This window comes from Phyllobacterium sp. P30BS-XVII (genome assembly GCF_014138335.1).
Classification (GTDB): domain Bacteria; phylum Pseudomonadota; class Alphaproteobacteria; order Rhizobiales; family Rhizobiaceae; genus Phyllobacterium; species Phyllobacterium meliloti.
This window is the reverse complement of record NZ_JACGXO010000010.1, coordinates 146049-166170: the sequence shown is the minus strand read 5'-3', so window position 1 is coordinate 166170 and position 20122 is coordinate 146049. Positions and strand designations below refer to the sequence as shown.

At 56.9% G+C, this 20122-nt stretch carries 18 protein-coding genes; 4 read left to right on the top strand and 14 right to left on the bottom strand.

All coding sequences use genetic code 11. From position 1 onward, the window contains the following. Nucleotides 1-3: 3 nt before the first annotated feature. On the top strand, nt 4-459 hold the full coding sequence (locus FHW17_RS22980; RefSeq protein WP_182510900.1) for a hypothetical protein: 456 nt from the start codon (nt 4-6) through the stop codon (nt 457-459). On the opposite strand, the gene lpxK is transcribed toward FHW17_RS22980, so the two are convergent. The 6 genes from lpxK to FHW17_RS22950 are packed head-to-tail and all read right to left on the bottom strand — an operon-like array spanning nt 454 to nt 6033. After that, the gene (gene lpxK / locus FHW17_RS22975; protein WP_182510899.1) at nt 454-1485 is read right to left on the bottom strand and encodes a tetraacyldisaccharide 4'-kinase; all 1032 of its coding nucleotides are present in this window, start codon (nt 1483-1485) and stop codon (nt 454-456) included. The two genes, FHW17_RS22980 and lpxK, sit on opposite strands and share 6 nt — an antisense overlap. Further along, complete coding sequence (waaA, locus tag FHW17_RS22970) at nt 1482-2804, bottom strand: lipid IV(A) 3-deoxy-D-manno-octulosonic acid transferase (RefSeq protein ID WP_112527217.1); 1323 nt, start codon at nt 2802-2804, stop codon at nt 1482-1484. Before waaA ends, lpxK begins: the two co-directional genes overlap by 4 nt. Further along, complete coding sequence (locus FHW17_RS22965; RefSeq protein ID WP_112527215.1) at nt 2801-3574, bottom strand: lysophospholipid acyltransferase family protein; 774 nt, start codon at nt 3572-3574, stop codon at nt 2801-2803. Before FHW17_RS22965 ends, waaA begins: the two co-directional genes overlap by 4 nt. 29 nt (nt 3575-3603) lie before the next feature. Beyond that, a complete protein-coding gene (locus FHW17_RS22960) occupies nt 3604-3852 on the bottom strand; it encodes a DUF4170 domain-containing protein (protein ID WP_091883647.1) in 249 nt (82 codons plus the stop codon). Nucleotides 3853-3893: 41 nt separating this feature from the next. Then, nucleotides 3894-4703, bottom strand: a complete 810-nt coding sequence (locus FHW17_RS22955; RefSeq protein WP_112527213.1) for a 3'(2'),5'-bisphosphate nucleotidase CysQ — start codon at nt 4701-4703, stop codon at nt 3894-3896. Continuing rightward, nucleotides 4690-6033 carry a TldD/PmbA family protein gene (locus FHW17_RS22950; RefSeq protein WP_112527292.1) on the bottom strand — a complete coding sequence of 448 codons (1344 nt, stop codon included), beginning with the start codon at nt 6031-6033 and terminating at the stop codon, nt 4690-4692. Before FHW17_RS22950 ends, FHW17_RS22955 begins: the two co-directional genes overlap by 14 nt. 143 nt (nt 6034-6176) lie before the next feature. Between FHW17_RS22950 and FHW17_RS22945 the strand changes: the two genes are divergently transcribed. Together FHW17_RS22945 and FHW17_RS22940 are read left to right on the top strand one after the other, a co-directional pair. Then, nucleotides 6177-7997 (top strand): monovalent cation:proton antiporter-2 (CPA2) family protein, encoded by a 1821-nt coding sequence (locus FHW17_RS22945; protein WP_112527211.1) that lies wholly within the window; start codon nt 6177-6179, stop codon nt 7995-7997. 122 nt (nt 7998-8119) lie between these two features. After that, the gene (locus FHW17_RS22940) at nt 8120-8293 is read left to right on the top strand and encodes a hypothetical protein (RefSeq protein WP_162700411.1); all 174 of its coding nucleotides are present in this window, start codon (nt 8120-8122) and stop codon (nt 8291-8293) included. A 21-nt stretch (nt 8294-8314) separates the two neighbouring features. On the opposite strand, the gene FHW17_RS22935 is transcribed toward FHW17_RS22940, so the two are convergent. The 5 genes from FHW17_RS22935 to FHW17_RS22915 form a co-directional block, all read right to left on the bottom strand. Continuing rightward, nucleotides 8315-9217 (bottom strand): patatin-like phospholipase family protein, encoded by a 903-nt coding sequence (locus tag FHW17_RS22935; RefSeq protein WP_112527209.1) that lies wholly within the window; start codon nt 9215-9217, stop codon nt 8315-8317. 13 nt (nt 9218-9230) lie between these two features. Continuing rightward, nucleotides 9231-10541: a pitrilysin family protein gene (locus FHW17_RS22930; protein ID WP_112527290.1), complete on the bottom strand. Its 1311-nt coding sequence runs from the start codon at nt 10539-10541 to the stop codon at nt 9231-9233. Nucleotides 10542-10546: 5 nt separating this feature from the next. Further along, on the bottom strand, nt 10547-11920 hold the full coding sequence (locus FHW17_RS22925; protein ID WP_246706996.1) for a pitrilysin family protein: 1374 nt from the start codon (nt 11918-11920) through the stop codon (nt 10547-10549). A 131-nt stretch (nt 11921-12051) separates the two neighbouring features. Then, nucleotides 12052-12609 (bottom strand): 16S rRNA (guanine(966)-N(2))-methyltransferase RsmD, encoded by a 558-nt coding sequence (gene rsmD, locus FHW17_RS22920; protein ID WP_091883736.1) that lies wholly within the window; start codon nt 12607-12609, stop codon nt 12052-12054. A gap of 11 nt (nt 12610-12620) precedes the next feature. Then, a complete protein-coding gene (locus tag FHW17_RS22915) occupies nt 12621-14444 on the bottom strand; it encodes a pseudouridine synthase (protein ID WP_112527205.1) in 1824 nt (607 codons plus the stop codon). A gap of 108 nt (nt 14445-14552) precedes the next feature. On the opposite strand from FHW17_RS22915, the gene FHW17_RS22910 reads away from it, so the two are divergent. Beyond that, on the top strand, nt 14553-14984 hold the full coding sequence (locus tag FHW17_RS22910) for a nucleoside deaminase (protein ID WP_112527203.1): 432 nt from the start codon (nt 14553-14555) through the stop codon (nt 14982-14984). On the opposite strand, the gene FHW17_RS22905 is transcribed toward FHW17_RS22910, so the two are convergent. The 3 genes from FHW17_RS22905 to ileS all read right to left on the bottom strand — a co-directional run bounded on the left by FHW17_RS22905 (nt 14981) and on the right by ileS (nt 19878). Then, nucleotides 14981-15967: a DUF4105 domain-containing protein gene (locus FHW17_RS22905; protein WP_112527201.1), complete on the bottom strand. Its 987-nt coding sequence runs from the start codon at nt 15965-15967 to the stop codon at nt 14981-14983. The two genes, FHW17_RS22910 and FHW17_RS22905, sit on opposite strands and share 4 nt — an antisense overlap. Nucleotides 15968-16099: 132 nt before the next feature. Continuing rightward, nucleotides 16100-16768 (bottom strand): hypothetical protein, encoded by a 669-nt coding sequence (locus FHW17_RS22900; RefSeq protein ID WP_112527199.1) that lies wholly within the window; start codon nt 16766-16768, stop codon nt 16100-16102. A gap of 191 nt (nt 16769-16959) precedes the next feature. Then, nucleotides 16960-19878, bottom strand: a complete 2919-nt coding sequence (gene ileS / locus FHW17_RS22895; protein ID WP_113096443.1) for an isoleucine--tRNA ligase — start codon at nt 19876-19878, stop codon at nt 16960-16962. Between the last annotated feature and the right edge of the window lie 244 nt (nt 19879-20122).

Genomic DNA, 20122 nt, shown 5'->3' with positions numbered 1-20122 from the left:
TTGATGCTCAATCGCCGATCTGCACTTTTCGCACTGGTTGCCACCGCTCTGCTCACAAGTGGTTGCACAACGTTCGGTGCCAAGAAGGAACCCGCCTATAGCGGCCCTACCAAAACGATCAAAGGCTATCTGCGCGGCTCGCCTTTTGCACGGCTGACACCAAGCCAGGTTGTCTATATCACCGCCTATGATGCAACGAATGGCAATTCGAAACCAATGCCTGTTATTGGCGAAACCAGCTTTACGCTTGGCCGCAGCGGCTATTTCCCGATTGCCTATGAGATCGAAATTCCCGCTTCAAAGTCAGCGCCAAAGGTTGCACTGTCCGTACAGCTCGGCTTGCCGGGGCAGATTCTGTTTTCCAATGACAGGCTTTACAGCCAGACGACAGGCCGCACCATGGATATCCCCATGCGTGAAGCCCCGCCAAGAATACGCAACTTCCGTCACGGTCTATGAACGGCGAATAAGCCGCAGACGCGCGCGCTCCCGCGTTTCACTGATAATACGAGCCGCTGTTTGCGGATGGGCAAAGACCAGTTCCACATCAAGCACCTGCGTTCGCGCAGCAAATGCCCTTGCGGCTTCACTGCCGTCGAGCAGACGCACATGATCCTTCGCCGTCGTAATCAGCGTCAATCCTTCCGCATCGGCGCTTTTGATCAGATCGGCAATCTCTTCATCCGTAAAGGGATGATGATCCGGAAACGGTCTTGACTGTACGACGTTGCCGCCTGCCTCTGCCAATGTGCGAAAGAATTTCGACGGGTCGCCAATACCGGCAAAAGCGAGCAACGGTTGCCCCATAACGGAAAGCTCCGTCTTGGGCTGAAGCGTGGCCTCGTATACCGGTTTGGCCGCACGGGCAGCATTGCGCACGAGCCCATCGGCACCGCTGGCCGAACCAATCTTGAGTACGGCATCGGTGCGCACCAGCTGATCCGTCAGGGGTGCCCGTAGCGGGCCGCCGGGAATGACGTGACCATTGCCGATACCGCGCCCAGCATCAACGACCATCAGCGCATAGTCAAAATGCAGCCGCGCGCTCTGAAATCCATCATCCATGATGATGAAATCGCATCCTGCATCCTGCAATGCTTTTGCGCCAGCAAATCGGTCGGCGCACACGACCACCGGCGCGTGACCGGCCAGCAGCATAGGTTCATCGCCCACATGGCGGGCACTGTCATGATCAGGATCGACCCGGTGCAATCCCGAAAAAGCACCGCCATAGCCGCGCGAGACAATGCCGGGATTGAGCCCAGCTGAACGCGCAGCCTGCGCAAAGGCAATGGAAGTCGGTGTTTTGCCCGCTCCGCCGACGGTGAAATTGCCAATGCAAAGCACCGGCACGGGGACAGCTGGCGGCACGGCGCGGCGAATGCGCCGCCCGGCAACCATGCCGTATATCTTTGACAGAGGAGTTAAGGCCCGCGCGCGCCAATCCGGCTTTTCCCACCAGAATGGAGGCGCTTCGCTGGTCATTTCCAACCACCTTCACGGGCACTCAATCGCGCCTTCAATACCAATGGTTGAATAAACGGTTCGAGCGCATTCATGGTAAGATCGAGCGAGCCACGCATGTCTTCGACAGTTTTCACGCCAGCATCAATCATGATCTGCCGATCAGCCGGATTGTTGAAAAGATAGTTCACCGCTCCGGCCAGCATATCCTTGTCGCGAATAAGCTTTGCCGCGCCATTCTTGATCAAGCGCTGATAGGAATCGCGGAAGTTCTGCACATTGCGCCCGGACAGGATCGCGGTCTTCAGCATTGCCGGTTCGAGCGGGTTCTGCCCGCCCTGTGCCAGCAGCGAACGTCCGACAAACGCAATCTCCGTCAATCTGAGATAGAGCCCCATCTCGCCGATCGTATCACCAAGATAAATGTCCGTATCCGGCTTGATGACATCGCCGCGACTGCGCAATGCCACCTTCATGCCAAGCTTTTCGATTTCCTCAGCAATAGCAGGCGCACGATCCGGATGACGCGGCACAATGATGGTCAGAAGATCGCGGTGCCTGACCTTGAGCATATGATGAACCTGCGCAACAACCTCTTCCTCGCCCTGGTGGGTAGAGATGGCGGCCCATGTCTTGCGGTTGCCGATCTGGCGCTGCAAAATCTCAAGTTCGGACTGCACAACAGGCGGAACTGCCGTATCCACTTTCAGATTGCCCGATACCGTGACCGGACGCGCGCCAAGGGCACGGAACCGTTCGCCATCAATGTCGGACTGTGCAACCACATGCGCAAGATTTTCGAAGAGTGCTTCCGCGACAGATGATCTTTTCTGCCAGGAGGCAAAGGATTTATCTGACAGGCGGCCATTGACCAGAACCTGCGGGACACGCCGCAATCCAAGTTCGAGAATGGTCATGGGCCAGATTTCGGATTCGCAAATCACGGCAAGGTCCGGTTGCCAGTGACTGAGGAAACGATCAACCGCCGGTTTCAGATCAAGCGGTACATATTGATGGATAACGCGATCACCCAGACGTTCCTGCACCATCTTGGCCGATGTAACCGTGCCCGTGGTCAGAACAACATTGATGCCCATATCGACGATGGTTTCGACCAATGGAGTGACGGCGGATGTTTCCCCCACACTTGCCGCGTGAACCCACACCAACGGCCCTGTCGGCCGCGCGACGCTGGCGACGCCATAGCGTTCACCCTGCCGTCCGCGCTCTTCCTTGCCCTTGCTGGCACGGAAGGCAACATAGGCGCCAACCACCGGAAATGCCATCGCACCCACCCAGCGGTAGCTGCTCAGGATGAAGCGGGCCCAACGCTCGCTCACGCCTGACCATCCACAAGCGCTTGCACCCGTGCCGTATTGGCGTTCAGGCTCGCGGTCAACTCGACACGCTTGGTTTCAAGCATTGCATCATCAGCATCCTCAGGGACAAAGATCGGGTCGCCGACAATCAACCCTGACTTACCGAATGGCAAGGGAATCGTTGTCTTATCCCAGCTCTTCTCCAGAACTTTCCTGCGTGACGTCATATAGCAGATTGGAATGATCGGGCGGCCAGACAGTTTGGCAAGAAGTATGACACCGAGACCGGAGTCGCGCGGTGTTCCATGGGGGATATCAGCAATCATCGCCGCAGTCTTACCGTCCTTCAGTGCCTTTTTCAGGGCAAGCAAAGCTCTTACGCCACCCTTTTCAATACTTTTTGTCGGCTCCCTGCCGCCTGAGCCGCGAATAATCTCGACACCGAACCGCTCTGCCACGCGGGCATTCAGTTCCGCGTCCTTGCTCTTGGAGAACATGGCGACAAAGCGCACACCGCGCGGCATCAGAAACGGTGCCATCAGATGCTGGCCATGCCAGGCAACGGCGATGAAAGGCTCACCGCCGCGCTTCATGTCTTCCAGATCGGAGGAGCCGGGCAGGCGCGGATTGGTGTTGTTGACGAGCCGGAAAAACTGCGTGATCAGCCAGACAATCATCGAGCGGACAAAGCGCGATTTCGCCAGAGGCCCGCGCACCGAGCGCCAAAACCGTTTCAGCACCCCGTTCTTCTTGCGGGGTGCCTTGGCGGTTGCTGTGCTGTTATCCATCATGCCGCTGTCAATGCGTGACCGGAGACCGGTCAGCTCGCCTTGCCTGTATCAGGGTCAAGCAGCTTGTGCATATGGACGATGAAATAGCGCATATGCGCATTGTCGACGGTCTGCTGTGCCTTGGACTTCCAGGCGCGCTGCGCCGTTTCGAAGTTCGGATAAATGCCGACAACATCCAGTTTTTCCAGATCGCGGAATTCAACACCACCGAGTTTCTTCAGCTCGCCGCCAAAAACCAGGTGAAGCAGTTGTTTCGATTCTGCTGTATTTTCGCTCATGGTCGCCCATCCGTTCAAGTTATCGATAATTTTTAGCCTGTTTAGCCGAAGGCGGTTTCGGCGACAACGTCCAACATGTTGTCCATGAGCAATCCGCTGGCCGCGACAAGCGCGCCATGGCGATAATCGCCCCTCTCGTGATTGCGAAGGCCATAGATGAGTGGTTTGCCATCGGTCGAAAGGACACGACCGCCAGCCTCAGCCAAAATCAGGTCCGCAGCAGCCAAATCCCAGTCATGCGAGTTTGGCCGCACAAATGTGCCTGCTATATCGCCGCGCGCCACCATGGCAATGCGATAGGCGAGCGAGGCGATATAGGGAGCGGCCTCCATCGACTGCTGGAAATGTTCCGGCAGTTTTTTCAGGAAAGGTCCGGGACCAGCCACTTTGAACGGCACACCACTGGTGCTGACGTGAATGGAGGTTCCATTTTGCTCGGCACCCTGTCCCGGTAGTGCTGTGATCGTCTGATTACGGGCCGGGCATTCCAGTACACCGGCAACCGGCCTGCCATCCTCGATAACAGCGACGCTAACGCACCAGACATCCGAACCCTCAATAAAGGCGCGGGTGCCATCAATGGGATCAACCACGAAAAAGCGTCGGCGCGACGCCGCTGCACGGTCATCAAGGGTTTCTTCGGAAATCCAGCCATAATCTGGACGGGCCGTCAGAAGCATGTCTTTCAGATATTTGTCCGCGGCAAGATCGGCCTCGCTCACAGGCGAATTGCCGGTTTTCATCCAGACCTGCGGGTCCTGCCGGAAATAGGACAGGGCAATGCGCCCGGCACCTTCGGCTGCTTCCCTGATCAGGGCAAGGTCATCACGGTTTTGTTCACTTGCCGGCAAGAGTCATGCCTTCGATTACGAGTGTCGGACTGGCAACGCCAAAATTACGATCAATATCATTTGCCGCCACCAGTTTGAGGAACATGTCCTTCAGATTGGAGGCAATCGTGACTTCACTGACCGGATAGGCAAGTTCACCGTTTTCAATCCAGTAGCCGGATGCGCCGCGGCTATACTGTCCCGTGATCATATCGACGCCCTGACCAAAAAGCTCCGTGACATAGAAGCCCGTTCCAACAGCGCGGATCAGCGCTTCGGGTGACTGCTCGCCGGGTTCAATGGCAAAGTTGGTGGAGGATGGGACCACACCGGAGCCGGAGCGAACACCGCGCCCATTGGTGCTGAGCCCCAGTTCCTTGCCCGTTGATGTGGACAGGAACCAGTGCTTCAACACGCCGTTTTCGACCATGGTCAGTGCCTGACCCTCGATCCCCTCGCCATCGAAAGGGCGCGAGGAAGACCCGCGAATACGCAGCGGATCATCGGTGACATTGATGCTTTCAGCGAGGATCTTCTCGTTCATGCGATCTTTGAGAAAGCTCGTCTTGCGCGCAACGGAAGAACCGTTGATGGCGCTGGACAAATGGGACGCAATACCACGCGCGACGCGAGGATCATACACAACATTGACGAGGCCTGTTTTGGCCTGCCGTGCGCCAAGGCGTTTCACCGCGCGCGCTGCGGCTGAACGGCCAATGGCAGCCGGGTCCTCAAGCGCATCGAAATGCTGGCGCGAGGAAAAATCATAATCGCGTTCCATTCCCGTGCCGGTGCCGGCAATAGCACTGACCGAACGGGAAAACCGCGAGCCCATATAATGGCCGACGAAGCCGCCGGAGGTGACGAGGACCATGCCGCCAAGACCTGCGGAGGCCGATGCACCACCAGAATTGGTAACGCCTTCAACCGCAAGAGCCGCCTCTTCGGCGGCCAGCGCATCCTGTGTCAGACGCGCGGCTTCGACGACTGTCGGATCAAAGAGATCAAGATCGCGAATGGTGCGCACCAGACTATCGGAGTCGGCCAGGCCTTCAAAAGCATCATCAGGCGAGACCTTCGCCATGGCGACGGCGCGCTCGGCAAGAATTTTTGGATCGGAACCGGCGGTTGCCGATATGCTTGCCACTTTCCTGCCAACAAAGACGCGCAGAGAGAAATCGTCACTTTCCGAAGATTCGGTCGCCTCGACCTTGCCAAGCCTGACGCTGACGCCCGTGGACCGCGAACGCACGACAACCGCATCGGCGGCGTCGGCTCCGGCTTTGCGTGCGGCTTCGACAAGCGCAGCAGCATTGTCAACGAATTCGCGGGAATTGGCCGGCTCGATCATATTCATCCCTAGAGTTGATTGCATGATAGGATGCAAGGACATATCTGACCAATAATCAGATGATGCACTGCCTCCTATATGGTGCAAATTTGGGTCTATCAAGGCAAACACGCGTAACATTCGCAACAGACTGGGTCAGGCTCATGCTTTCACAAAGCGGCAATCTCTATTTTCAGGCTCTGGCTTTGCTGGCTGGAGCAATCATTGCCGCCCCATTGTTCAAGCGGTTGGGTCTTGGAACAGTGCTGGGATATCTGGCGGCGGGCCTTTTGATCGGACCGCTGGCCAATCTGATCACTGACGGCGAACAGGTCCTGCATTTCTCCGAACTCGGTGTGGTTTTCCTGCTGTTTGTCATCGGCCTTGAACTGAAGCCAACGCGCCTGTGGAACATGCGCCATGCAATTTTCGGCCTCGGCGCCGCGCAGGTTATCGTCTCAGGCGCCGCCTTGACCGGGCTCATTCTCGCCTTCCATCTCATGAGCTGGCAGGGCGCAGTGGTTATCGGCTTCGGTCTTGCCCTGTCATCCACCGCCTTCGCCATGCAGATATTGGAAGAGCGCGGCGAAACCAATATGCCGCATGGTCAGACATCCTTTGCCATTCTGCTGTTTCAGGATCTTGCCATCGTTCCTCTGCTGGCAATGATTCCCGTGCTTGCGCCGGGCTCTGCCCAACACGAAGCCGATCCTCTCGGCAAGTTCCTGATCGCTATCATCTGCATCGGCGCAATCGTTGCCGTTGGCCGTTATCTGCTCAACCCGCTGTTTCGCTTTATCGCCAACACAGGCGCGCGCGAGGTGATGATTGCCGCCGCCTTGTTCGTCGTGCTCGGTGCGGCAATGCTGATGCAGTTTGCCGGACTCTCCATGGCTATGGGTGCTTTCATTGCCGGGGTGCTGCTGGCTGAATCGTCCTATCGGCACGAACTGGAAGCGGATATTGAGCCATTTCGCGGTATCTTCCTCGGCCTGTTCTTCATGGCGGTCGGGCTGTCGATTGACCTCAAAGTTATCCTTGCCGACTGGCAAATGATCCTTCTTGCTGTTCCTGTGTTCATGGCCGTCAAGGCTCTGGTCGTCTATGTGCTGGCGCGGCTTTTCCGCTGCAATCATAATGATGCGATCCGTATCGCCTTCTTCTTGCCCCAGGGCGGTGAGTTCGGTTTTGTACTGTTCACGACAGCCGCGGCGGCAGGATTACTGAGCACCTCGACAGCCTCCGAGATGATCGCCGTTGTCACATTATCCATGGCGGTCATGCCGCTATCGGTCGCACTCGGTAATCGCTTTCTCGTTGATGCGAATGCGGAAGAACAGATTGACGAGGATTTTGATGGTGCCGCCGGAGCTGATGTTCTGATGATCGGCTTTTCGCGCTATGGCCAGATTGCAGCGCAAATCCTTCTGGCTGGTGGTACGAGTGTCACACTGATCGATGCTTCTGCTGACCGCATCCGTGCCGCCTCGAAGTTTGGCTTCCGCATTTATTTCGGTGACGGCACCCGCAAGGAAGTGCTGGAGGCAGCTGGTATCCGGCAGGCGAAGATTGTCGCCGTCTGTACGCACAAGCGGGAGACCACGGACAAGATCGTTGATCTGATCCAGTCGGAATATCCTGATATCAAGCTGTTCGTGCGCTCCTATGATCGCGGCCACACGCTGAAATTGCGCGCCAAGGGCGTGCAGTATGAATTGCGTGAAACTTTCGAGTCGGGCCTGCTTTTTGGCCGCCGCACGCTGGAAGAACTCGGAACGAGCGAAGATGTGGCCTATGAGATCATGGAAGACATCCGCAGTCGCGATGAAGACCGGCTACACATTCAGGCGTCGGAAGGGCTGATGGCGGGCAATGACCTGTTGCTGACGCGGCCAGTAACGCCGGAACCGCTGATCAAGCCAACGCGCGAATCCAAGCGTATCGATACGGAAGAGATGCTTCCAGACCCGGAACCCGCAGAATAGTCCCGTGTCGACGCTGGCAAGGCACTGATATTACCGCGCTCGGGTAAGTAGGCATACGGATTCTGATATCGCAACGCCTCAGATACAAGAGATGAATTCGCGTTCAGACAGGCGCATTCATCATGATGACCTTTGTAATCGCCGCTGCTGGTGGATTGGCATCCTTTGTCTATCGTGTATGTCGCGCACCAAGAATTAAGCGCTTTGCCACGGCGCTGCTGTGGTACGGTATGGCACTTTTCGGAGCAGCCTTCTGGTACCTCGTTTATCTCAAGGCAATATCAATGTTTTCGTGATCAGAAAGCTGATCGCTGCCGCTATTCCTGCTCGGCGTGTTCCGTATAGGTGATGGCGGCATCAACGGCGCGCTTCAACTCGTCCTTGATACCGATTGATTCGTTCAACACCTGTTCAACCCGCAGGAAATCCAGAACGCCGAAACGGGCAACGCTGGGCCGCAGAAAGATGGCAGGTGGATCGGTGCGCAGCCGCGTGGCGATGATGGATTGCATCATCAGCTGGCTAGCGCCGAACATGGCGTCAATCGATGACGGGAATTTACGCCCGTCGCCTTCCGGGCCACCAACCACATCAATGCCGATGACGAATTTCGCCTTATCCTTGAGATGATCAAACGGCACCGGATTGTAGATGCCGCCATCAATCAGCACCCGGTCATCCCGGCGCACTGGACGAAACAATGCCGGAATGGCGGCGGAGGCGGCAATGGCGTTGAAAAGATCGCCTTCGTTGATCGGGATTTCGCGCTGGCCGTAAAAGTCGGTTGCCGTCACGCTGAGCGGTATGGGCAATTCCTCGAATGTGTCAGGGATCTGTTCCGGCAAAAAGGTCTTGAGAACCTTTTCGATGTTGAACTGGCTGAAGCGGATGCCTCCGCCGAACATTTCGCCAAAAGTCGCCGGGCGCAGACGCCAAAGGCGTGCCGCTATTTCGGCACGCCGTGACAGGGTGGCAATGGCATATTCGCGGATGTCCCGACCGGCCATGCCGGCCGCCATGCCCGCACCCATAATCGCACCGATGGAAGATCCTGAAATGGCCACCGGTTTGATGCCAAGCTCGTCCAATGCCTCGATGACATTAATATGCGCCAATCCCCTCGCCCCGCCGCCGCCAAAGGCAATAGCAAAGCTCGGCGAACTGCTGACAACACTGGTGCCAGCAGAACCGGATATATTTTCGAGATCACGCGCAATCATGGCATATCCTCAATCAGGACTGGGGCGGACCAACAATCAGAATAGCCGGTTCGGTTTCCAGCAATTTCTTCGCCGCAGCCTTTACCTGATCCAGCGTCACAGCATTGATCAAGTCTGCCCGCTTGTCGATATAGTCCCGGCCAAGATGTTCATCCTGAAGCCCGATCAGCGTGCTGGCAACGGCGGATGATGAATCCAGATTACTGATGGCGTAAGACCCGACAAGGTATTTCTTGGCTTCGACCAGTTCATCCTCCGTCGGGCCATCCTTGGCCATGCGGGCAACTTCATCCTTGATAATTTGCAAGGTTTCGCCTGCACGGTCGGAGCGGGTTGCCGTTGAAATGGTCAGCGCCGCCATATGATCGCGGCTGACCAGAGCCGAGCCGGCGGAATAGGCAAGGCCACGCTTCTCGCGAACCTCGTTGTAGATACGGGACGAAAAACTGCCGCCGCCCAGAATATGGTTCATGATAAAGGCCGGGAAGAAATCAGCATCCTGCCGCCGTACGCCCGGATAGACCATGGAAATTGATGTCTGCGGCAGGGGATAGTCGACGCGGGTTGTTTTGCCCAAGGCAAGTTTTGCGTCCTTGATGGGCTCAAGCTGCGCCTTCTCGGGCAGATTGCCAAAAACCTTGTCGAGCAAAGGAGCCAGCTGTTCGGGACTGATTGAACCGACAACACCAACGATCAGCTTGTCACGGGCAAAGACGTGGCTGTGATAGCCGACAAGATCATCACGTGTGATGGATGCCAGACTGGCTTCAGTGCCCTGCGACTGGCGACCATAGGGATGATCACCATAGAGCGCTTCGGCAAATTTGCGCCCGGCGATGGTGTTCGGATCACGTTCCGACGCCTTGATATTGGCAACAAGCTGCTGGCGAATACGATCAATCGGTGCCTGATCGAAACGCGGCTTGTTCACCGCAAGCGCCAGAAGATCAACCGCCTCATCGCGCTTATCGGCGAGCATACGCATAGAACCTGAAATACGGTCGTCATCGGCACTGAAACCCATTTCAGCGCCGACATTGTCGAGCTTTTCCTGAAACGCATCTGAATCGAGATCACCGGCGCCCTCGTCAAAGAGGCCGGTCATCAGATTGGCGAGACCTTCCTTGCCTTTGGGGTCCTGCGCCGAACCGCCCTCGAAGGAAAACCGCAGGGCGATCAGCGGAACAAAATCGTCCTGCACCAGCCAGGCACGAATGCCCTTGGGTGAGACTACTTCCTTGATTTCCACCGCATAAACGGGTGCGGCGGCGAAGATAACGAAAAGGAATGCAGCAGCGATCCTGCCAAAAACGGGTGTCAACATTCTGGTCATTGGATGACTCCCTCAGTTTGCGGCTGAACAGGTGCAGCTTCACCTGTTGACGGTATTTTCTCGTCGGGTTTGCCGTCCTCCGGCATCAGGTAACTGGTGACAGAACGGGCGTCGACAAGATAGCGCTTGGCCACATCCTTGATATCCTCAACCTTTACCGCCTGAATACGATCTGGCCATTCCTGAATGTCCTTGATCGTCTGGCCTGTTGAAAGCGTCGAGCCATAGATGCGGGCCATTCCTGCCTGACTGTCACGGGCGAAGATAACGCTTTTCAAAAAGCGGTTACGCGCCTGTTCCAACTCGTCTTCTGTCACACCGTCCTTAATGATACGGGCGATCTGCGCGTCAACACCGGCCTCGACCTGCTGCAGCGAGGCCGAACCACGCGGCGCGCCATAAACAGAGAACGTGCCGTCGTCCAGCGATCCGCCCTGATAATAGACGCCAGCACTGGCGGCGAGCCCATCCTTGACAACAAGTGCCTGATACACGCGGCTGCGCGTCGAACCACCGAGAATTTCACTCAGAAGATCAAGCGCTTCGGCTTCGCCCGGCTTGGCATTGTTATAGGACGGCACGAGCCATAATTTCTGGAAGCTTGGCTGCGATACGCGCGGATCGGCCATTGATACGGTGCGTTTGGTGTTCTGTTCCGGTTCCTGCGGCCTGATGCGTTTACCGGGTTCCGAGCGGCGTGGCACCTTGCCATAGGTCTTTTCAGCCAGCGCTTTCACTGTGTCCGCATCAACGTCACCCGAAACGACGAGCGTCGCATTGTTGGGCGTGTAGAATTTCTCATAGAATGCCAGAGCATCCTTGAGGTTGAGCTGCTCCATTTCGTGCAACCAGCCAATGACCGGGAACCGGTAAGGATGGTTCTGGTAAAGCGTTGCGTTGACTTCTTCAGACAAAAGCGCCGCCGGATTGGTATCAACGCGTGAACGGCGCTCCTCCAGAACAACGTCACGCTCTGTCTTCACCACCTCATCATTGAGGATGAGGTTTTCCATGCGGTCCGCCTCATAGGTCATGACCATTTCGAGCGCCTGCGGCGATACCTGCTGGAAGAAGGCCGTATAATCATAGGAGGTGAAGGCGTTTTCCTGACCGCCGATCTCGGCAACCTTGCGGGAAAATTCACCCGCCGGATAGGTCTTGGTCGCCTTGAACATCAGATGTTCAAAGAAATGCGCAATGCCCGACTTGCCGGGGTCTTCATCGGCTGATCCCACATGATACCACAGCATATGAGTGACAACGGGCGCGCGATGGTCGGGGATCACCACGACCTCAAGTCCATTCTCCAGATGGAAGGACGAGACACCGGCGCTATCGGCCTTCTGAACCTCTGCGGTCAGCTGCGCCATGGTCTGGGCATGTGTGGGAAGAATGAAACCGGCTGTCGATAATGTTCCGGCCAAAACGAATGCCGCAATCGTGCGGCCTATTACTTGCGACATCAATCTTCCTTCGCAATCCTGTTCAACAATGCAGCGGTTTAGCCGCTCAACGTGACAAATCTTATGATTGTTCCGCCATAGTGACGTTCTTCCACCACCGCGAATCGCGGATCAAGGTTGATCACGGCTTCGGCCTCTTCTTCAAGCACGAGAAGTGTGTCGGGATTGAGCCAGCCGCCCTCAAGAGCGGATTTGAAGGCAAGTTCTCCAAGACCTTTGCCATAGGGCGGGTCGGCGAAGACGAGATCAAACGGCTCGATTGTCCCCGCTTCGCCAAGTTTAGCGGCATCGCGGCGGAAAATCTTGGTGTTGCCAAGCAGGCCGAAGGCTTCGACATTGGTGCGGATCAGACCGCGCCCCTCGGTCGATTCCTCGATGAACACACCATAGCGCGCACCGCGCGATATGGCTTCAAGGCCCAATGCGCCCGTCCCGGCAAAAAGATCAAGCACGCGGGTTGCTTCAAACTTTTCCGGATAATTATGCACCAGAATGTTGAAAAGGCTTTCCCGCGTCCGATCCGTGGTTGGCCGGATGGCATTGGTGTTTGGCGTTGCCAATGCCCGCCCGCGAAATTTACCGCCGACAATGCGCATCAAATCCACGCCTACGGCTTAGGCTTGCGTGGGGGACGACCTGCACCGCCGCCAGAACCACCACTGCGCGGACCCTTCGGGCCCCCATAGGGCCGATCGCCAGAGCGACCATCCTGCCTGCCTGGACCACCGCCTGCGCCATAGGGACGCCCGGAGCGCGCCGGACGTTCAGACTGTGACGATGGCTTGCCGCCATTGGCTTCGCGTTCCTTCAGCTCGGCACGCTCCCGTTTACCGACGCGCGGTGGACGGGGCGGGCGCGGACCATCGCGTGAACCCTCAGGACGGTCCGCCCCGAAAGAACGTTTCGGACGTTCGGCCCTGTCATCATCAGCGCGTGGCGGACGTGGAGAATAGCTGCGCGGCTTGTCACCACCCGCATAGGCACCGGCCGGACGTTCACGCTGCGGGCGATCACCGGCAGGACGCGAAGAGCCTTCTTCGAAACGCCTCGGCTTGTCAGAACGGGGAGCATCCGAGTTTCTGCGCTCACCGCGTGGCTCACCTGTTTTGGCCTTGGGCTTGCCGACCGGACGCGCACCGGGCGCCATCCAGACATTGGCAGAACGCGCACGCGGCGGTAGCGGCTCCTCAGCCTTTGCACCTTTGCCTCTCGGCGCAGAAGCATCACGCGGCTTGCGATCATCGGCGCGCGGCGCACGCGCCGGACGCTCATCACGGCCCCCACGCGCATCGCGCGAAGCGCCGGGGCGTTCGCTGCGATCCGTTGTCAGACGCGACAGGGATTCTTCGCGCTTCTCGTCCTTGGACTTGCGCGGGCCACGGCTTTTGGCAACAGGCGCACTTGAAATCCACTCCGAGGAGCGACGCGCTGGACGATCAGCAGCAGGCTGCTGCACCACCGCCTCACCTTTTACCGCATCATTGGAGAAAACATTGATAATCGGCGCTTCAAAATCAGCACCGGATTCTTCGATCAGGCGCTCGCCGAGCTGGTCACGCAGAGTGCGGCCATTCATCTCCCGCACCGAACCCTCGGGCAGATCGCTCAACTGGAACGGGCCATAGGAAATGCGGATCAGGCGATTGACCGAAAGGCCAAGCGCGCCAAGCACATTCTTGACTTCGCGGTTCTTGCCTTCGCGCAAGCCCATCATGATCCAGACATTGGAGCCCTGCTCGCGTTCCAGCGTCGCTTCAATCGCGCCATAGAACACGCCCTCAACGGCAATACCGTCTTTCAGCGTATCAAGTTTTTCCTGCGTCACGCTGCCGTGGGCGCGGACACGGTAGCGGCGCAGCCAGCCGGTGGATGGCAATTCAAGCGCGCGCGACAGGCCGCCATCATTGGTCAGCAGCAGAAGGCCTTCCGTGTTGATATCAAGACGGCCGACGGACAGAACCCGCGGCATATCCTTCGGCAGCGATTCAAACACAGTCTGGCGCCCTTCCGGGTCGCGATTGGTCGTCACGAGACCCGCAGGCTTGTGATAGAGCCACAGACGGGTGCGTTCCTTTTGCGGCAATGGCTTGCCGTCAACCTCGATGCGGTCTTCGCGCTTGACGTTGATCGCGGGGCTGGCAAGCACCTTGCCATTGACCGAGATACGCCCTGCGGCGATCATCGTTTCGGCTTCGCGGCGCGAGGCTATGCCTGCGCGGGCAAGGCGCTTGGCGATGCGCTCGCTGTCATCAACTGGCGCTTCTTCAAAAGATGATTTGCGCGGTCCGCGCGTCGCGGGGTCCCGCGCACCATCATCATATTTGCGCGGGGCCGGACGGCCACCACGGCCGCCATCAGCGCCCTTCTTGTCGAAGCTGCGCTTTTCAAAGGGACGTTTACCGCCCTTTCCGTCATCATTTGAACTGGTCATGGAATGTTTGCCTTTCAGCGGGGCTAACTACCAGCTATGACGGCAGCTTGCGAGTAAATTCTGGACAATGAGTGCAGCGTGAACCAAAAAACTGATCCTATGGGACCTATGGACCTTGCATTGGCCGAGGCAAGAGCCGCGGCAAAGCGTGGTGAAGTGCCTGTTGGCGCTGTTCTGGTGAAGGACGGCAAGGTACTTGCGCAGGCAGGAAATCGCACGCGCGAGCTTAATGATCCAACGGCTCATGCCGAGGTTCTTGTCATCCGGGCCGCTTGCACAATGCTCGATGATGAACGGCTGACGGGTTGCGATCTTTATGTGACGCTTGAACCCTGCACCATGTGCGCTGCGGCGATTTCCTTCGCCCGCATCCGGCGTTTGTATTATGGCGCACAGGATATGAAGGGCGGCGGCGTGGAAAATGGCGCACGGTTTTTTGCGCAACCAACCTGTCATCATGCGCCGGAGGTTTATTCCGGCTTCCAGGAACAGGAAGCCGAAGTAATTCTCAAGGAATTCTTCCGCGCCAGACGGCTTTAGTTGTCAGCGCGTATTCTTGCAGAAAAGTCTTCAGCCTTGTCGGCGTCCATAGCGCGCTGGTTGATCGACGCGGCCTGAATGACCTGCTCAAGCGGCTTGCTCCTGTCTATGGCGCCAAGATCGTACAAATAACCCGGCAGATATCCCGATAAAATAACGCGGTAATCAACCGGTAGACCGGGCGTGATGGCCCTGATCATATCGAAAATCACAGTGGTGCAATTGGCCGTTATTGTATTGTAGAACTGTGCCGCTTTTGACAGTCGGTTTCCGGTATCCAGATAGGACAGAAACAGCGCCTGACGCATTTCCGGTGTCATATTGATCCGATAACGATAGACATCTTCCTTACGGATATTGGTGCGCACGCGGATAATATCGCGCTCATCGGCAGCGATCATCGCCAGTTCAAATTCCTTGAAGAAGCCGCCCACTTCGGAAAACTGCTCGTGACGTTCTTTCCGGATTTCGGCAGAGAACACGACGTGCTCGCCATCGGTAAAACCAAAACTCACCAGCGTATGGGCAATGGCCGGGCTCGACCAGTACGATAAGAATACGTCGACCGAATCCAGTTTCTCCAGATCGTAGGAGCGGACCTCCCAGCGCGGTGTGTAATCCGTTGCGCTGCGCCATTCAAAATTGCGGATATTGGCCAGAGTGACATGATTACCGCTGAGTGTGCCTGTCACCGTCTGCGCCACGTCATCAGCCCAGATGCGATTGAGCGATGGCGTGATTGTGCTCCACCAGAACAGCAAGGCAGCCATAACCGGTATAAGCACAGCCAAGGCACGGCGGACACGTCCGGTCACTTCAAGCCAGAGAACGACAAGGCCGATAATGATCCAGACGGCAACCAGACCGGCGACACCGGGAAGGCCGAATGGCAGTTGATACCAGAGAGCAAGCCCGCCCCAAACAAAGGCAAAGACTGTCAGGAGAATGAGAACAATCAACGCGGGGATACGTAAAAGGCGCAAGATCCATGATCCTCAACTGACAGAGACACTGCGATATTCCCGGTACATCAAGGCAAAGGCAAGACGCTTTACATTGCCGAAAAAAGAAAGGCTCCCTGAAGGAGCCTTTCGAATGTCGCAAAATATTCCGGATCAATTCCAGGGAATGAGGTTCTTGAAGCTGAAGCCCTTATCCTTGCGGGCAGCGGCCTTGCGATCGCGTTCCTTCTTGGCTTCGTCTTCACCCAGCTCATCAGTCGCCGCAGTTGCTGCTGGCGCACGATACTCCAGCGGCGGCTCGCTCAGATAACGGCGGGTTTTTGGTGAACCGGCGGTAGAGGCAAGACGGCGCGCCCGGAATTCAGCAGATTGCGTCTTGGCCGACACGCCTGATGGCGGCGGGTTCCTGTCGTTGAAGAAACCATGTTCACCCGTATCAACCGATTTGGCGGCAGGCACATCATTTTCGATCTGCGGGACATAGTTGGGGTTGTTCTGGTTAGCGGTCGCCTCATCACGCAAGCGCTTGCGGCGCGCTTCCGGCGATTCCGGCCAGTTGGCACTATTGGCTGCCATGGCATTGTCCTGCGGCGCAGGCAATTGCCCCGGCTTGCCAACGACAGGACGAACCAGATCAGGGCGTGGATTGTAGGTAATCGAATCTTTTTTCTTAGGCCCAAACGAAGCGATATTGGAAACGTCATCCAACAACTGGCTACCAGCTGTTTTGTTCGTCCCGTAAGTTGGCGACGAAGCACAGCCGGCCAACGTCAACGACGCAAGCATTGCACCAAGAACTGTAATACGTCCGTTCAAATCCATACTCGCCACTTTCGCCCCAAGCTCATATTGCCGACTCAGCCGATTCAATAGGCCTGTTCCATGCCCTGCCTGTTAAATCAGGCAACTCAATGGCAAGCCTTTTACATGAGGCCCGTCCCAATAAGCAAGCCGATGCAAGCTTTTGTTAAGCAAAATGCGGATCATCCAGTGAATGATCCGCCTTTATACACCTAAATGGCGAGTTTGCCGAGTTTTGCCAATTCGTGCAAAGCAGCGGCATCACGGGCCGAAACGTCAGGATAGGCCGGATCTGAGCCAACATCATGGGTATAACGCCATGAACGCGCGCATTTCGTGCCGGTTGCACGCTCGGAAACAACAGCCACGCCTTTTACGTCATCGGCAACAAAGGCCCCGGAAGGAGCCGCCTCACCTTTGATCGTGATGGCACTGGTGATGCAGATCTCGGCCATATCCAGATCTGAAACGGCGGCAAGCAATTCCGGATCGGTGACATAAACCACCGGCGCCGCCTCCAGCGATGAACCAATGCGCTTGTCGGCACGCTCCAGTTCCAATGCACCGGTAACTGCACGGCGAACTTCCCGCACCTTGCGCCACTTTTCAGCCAAGGCGTCATTCTTCCACTCGGCAGGCGTTGCACGGAACTGTTCAAGATGCACGGATTTTGCCGTTGGGTATTGATCCAGCCACGCTTCTTCGGTCGTGAATGGCAACATCGGCGCAAGCCATGTCACGAGACGGTCGAAGAGATGGCGCACAACCTGCAGTGAAGCGCGGCGCTTCACACTTGAAGGCGCATCGCAATAGAGTGCATCCTTGCGGATATCGAAGTAGAACGCCGACAATTCGACGTTCATGAAATCGATCAGCGAGCGGGTGATGCGCTTGAATTCGAAGGCATCATAGCTTGAACGGACCAGTTCATCGAGTTCAGCGAGGCGATGCAGCATCAGCTTTTCAAGTTCCGGCATATCCGCATAGGCAATCTCATCACCGGCATCATGAGCCAGAGTGCCAAGCATCCAGCGGATGGTGTTGCGCAGCTTGCGGTAGGAATCGATGTTCGTCTGGATGATATTCTTGCCGAGACGCTGATCTTCCCAATAATCCGTGGTCATGACCCAGAGGCGCAGGATATCGGCGCCTGAGTCCTTGATCACATCCTGCGGCGTCACCGTATTGCCGAGGGATTTCGACATTTTGCGCCCCTCCTCATCCATGGTGAACCCATGGGTGACAAGGGTGTTGTAAGGCGCACGGCCGCGGGTGCCGCAGCTTTCCAGCAACGAAGAGTGGAACCAGCCGCGATGCTGGTCGGAGCCTTCGAGATAAACGTCGGCAGGCCATTTCAGATCAGGACGATCTTCCAGCGTGAAAACATGGGTCGAACCTGAATCGAACCACACATCGAGAATGTCGCGTACCTGCACCCAAGGCTCGTTCGCCTTTTCGCCAAGGAAACGCTCGCGCGCGCCTTCGGCAAACCACGCGTCGGCACCTTCCTGCTCGAAAGCTTCAAGAATGCGGGCATTGACGGCATCGTCTTTCAGAACATTGCCGTTCTCATCGGCAAAGACACAGATCGGCACGCCCCACGCACGTTGGCGGGAGAGTACCCAATCGGGACGATCTTCAATCATGGCACGCAAACGGTTCTGACCGCCAGCGGGCACAAAACGTGTCTCGTCGATGGCAGCAAGGGCACGGGAGCGCAATGTGGTCTGATCGCCGAGGTCTTTGTCCATATAGACGAACCATTGCGGTGTATTGCGGAAGATCACCGGCTTTTTGGACCGCCATGAATGCGGGTAGCTGTGCTTCAGCCTACCGCGGGCAAACAGGGCACCGCGCGCGATAAGCTCGTCGATGACGGCTTTGTTGGCATCGCCCTTCTTGCCGTTGTCATCGATGACACGCGCAGCGCCGCCTTCGCGGTCAGGGCCAAGCCCCGGCGCGTCCTTGGTGTAGAATCCGGCATCATCGACGGTGAACGGGATCGCTGCAGAAATTCCGCGCGCTTCCAGTTCGCGGGCGGCATCGGTCCATGCATCGAAATCCTCGCGGCCATGGCCGGGAGCTGTATGAACGAAGCCCGTACCAGCGTCATCAGTGACGTGATCGCCAGCAACCATGGGAACCACAAATTCATAGCCACCACCCAGTCCCTTGAAAGGATGCACAAGCGTCATTGCGGCAAATTCATCTGCCGAAATTGCCCTGATCCGCTTAAAGGTCAGTTTGGCTTTAACAGCGGATTCTTCAGCAAGCGCATCGGCGAAGATAAGCTTTTCGCCGGGGCGTGGTCCGAAGTCGTTCTCAGCGGTTTCAACTTCATAGAGACCGTAGGCGATGCGCGGCGAGTAGCTGACCGCACGATTGCCGGGGATGGTCCATGGCGTCGTCGTCCAGATAACCACATGTGCGGATTTGAGATCATCCGCACCGGTGGAGACCGGGAATTTCACCCAGATCGTGTCGCTCTCATAGTCCTGATACTCGACTTCGGCTTCAGCCAGCGCGGTACGCTCGACAACCGACCACATAACCGGCTTCGAACCGCGATAAAGCTGGCCCGACATGGCAAATTTCAAAAGTTCGCCAGCAATGCGGCTTTCGGCGTGAAAGGCCATCGTCGTATAGGGGTTGTCGAAATCACCTTCAATGCCAAGACGCTTGAACTCGGCGGATTGGATCTTGATCCAGTTGGTGGCGAACTCACGGCATTCCTTGCGGAATTCGTTGATCGGCACCTCGTCCTTATCCTTGCCCTTGGCGCGGTACTGTTCCTCGATCTTCCATTCGATCGGCAGACCGTGGCAATCCCAGCCCGGCACATAATTGGAATTGAACCCGCGCATCTGGAACGAGCGGGTGATGACATCCTTGAGGATCTTGTTCAGCGCATGGCCGATATGGATGTTGCCGTTGGCATAGGGGGGGCCGTCATGCAGGACGTAAAGCGGACGATCTTTCGCATCCTCCCGCAGCTTCCTGTAGAGGTCCATGTCGCCCCAGCGCTTGACAAATTCCGGCTCCTTGGCGGGCAGGCCCGCACGCATCGGAAAGTCGGTCTGCGGCAAATAAAGTGTCTTCGAATAGTCGAGTGGCTTGGACGTGTCGGTCATTTTTCCAGCTTGTGAACAGGCCCGCGCGTGATCGCAGCAGGCTAAGATGTGACGAAAATCAAAAAAGAGCGCAATGGCGCATCCGGAAAACCCGGACCTTCCGCACCCGCAAGCCTAGGCTTCAGGCAAACCGGAAGGCCGGGCCAGTAATTCGTGGTGTCTGAAGTGGGATGGAGCGCGCAAGCGTCCAGGAAACAGTTTTCATGAGCGCGCTTTTAGCAATCACTGCTTCCAGAATAAAGGG

Coding starts and splice junctions, on each gene's coding strand:
- FHW17_RS22980 (WP_182510900.1), top strand. CDS start 4: ATGCTCAATCGCCGATCTGCACTTTTCGCACTGGTTGCCACCGCTCTG.
- lpxK (WP_182510899.1), bottom strand. CDS start 1,485: ATGACCAGCGAAGCGCCTCCATTCTGGTGGGAAAAGCCGGATTGGCGC.
- FHW17_RS22965 (WP_112527215.1), bottom strand. CDS start 3,574: ATGATGGATAACAGCACAGCAACCGCCAAGGCACCCCGCAAGAAGAAC.
- FHW17_RS22960 (WP_091883647.1), bottom strand. CDS start 3,852: ATGAGCGAAAATACAGCAGAATCGAAACAACTGCTTCACCTGGTTTTT.
- FHW17_RS22950 (WP_112527292.1), bottom strand. CDS start 6,033: ATGATCGAGCCGGCCAATTCCCGCGAATTCGTTGACAATGCTGCTGCG.
- FHW17_RS22945 (WP_112527211.1), top strand. CDS start 6,177: ATGCTTTCACAAAGCGGCAATCTCTATTTTCAGGCTCTGGCTTTGCTG.
- FHW17_RS22940 (WP_162700411.1), top strand. CDS start 8,120: ATGATGACCTTTGTAATCGCCGCTGCTGGTGGATTGGCATCCTTTGTC.
- FHW17_RS22935 (WP_112527209.1), bottom strand. CDS start 9,217: ATGATTGCGCGTGATCTCGAAAATATATCCGGTTCTGCTGGCACCAGT.
- FHW17_RS22930 (WP_112527290.1), bottom strand. CDS start 10,541: ATGTTGACACCCGTTTTTGGCAGGATCGCTGCTGCATTCCTTTTCGTT.
- FHW17_RS22925 (WP_246706996.1), bottom strand. CDS start 11,920: ATGGCGCAGCTGACCGCAGAGGTTCAGAAGGCCGATAGCGCCGGTGTC.
- rsmD (WP_091883736.1), bottom strand. CDS start 12,609: ATGCGCATTGTCGGCGGTAAATTTCGCGGGCGGGCATTGGCAACGCCA.
- FHW17_RS22915 (WP_112527205.1), bottom strand. CDS start 14,444: ATGACCAGTTCAAATGATGACGGAAAGGGCGGTAAACGTCCCTTTGAA.
- FHW17_RS22910 (WP_112527203.1), top strand. CDS start 14,553: ATGGACCTTGCATTGGCCGAGGCAAGAGCCGCGGCAAAGCGTGGTGAA.
- FHW17_RS22900 (WP_112527199.1), bottom strand. CDS start 16,768: ATGGATTTGAACGGACGTATTACAGTTCTTGGTGCAATGCTTGCGTCG.
- ileS (WP_113096443.1), bottom strand. CDS start 19,878: ATGACCGACACGTCCAAGCCACTCGACTATTCGAAGACACTTTATTTG.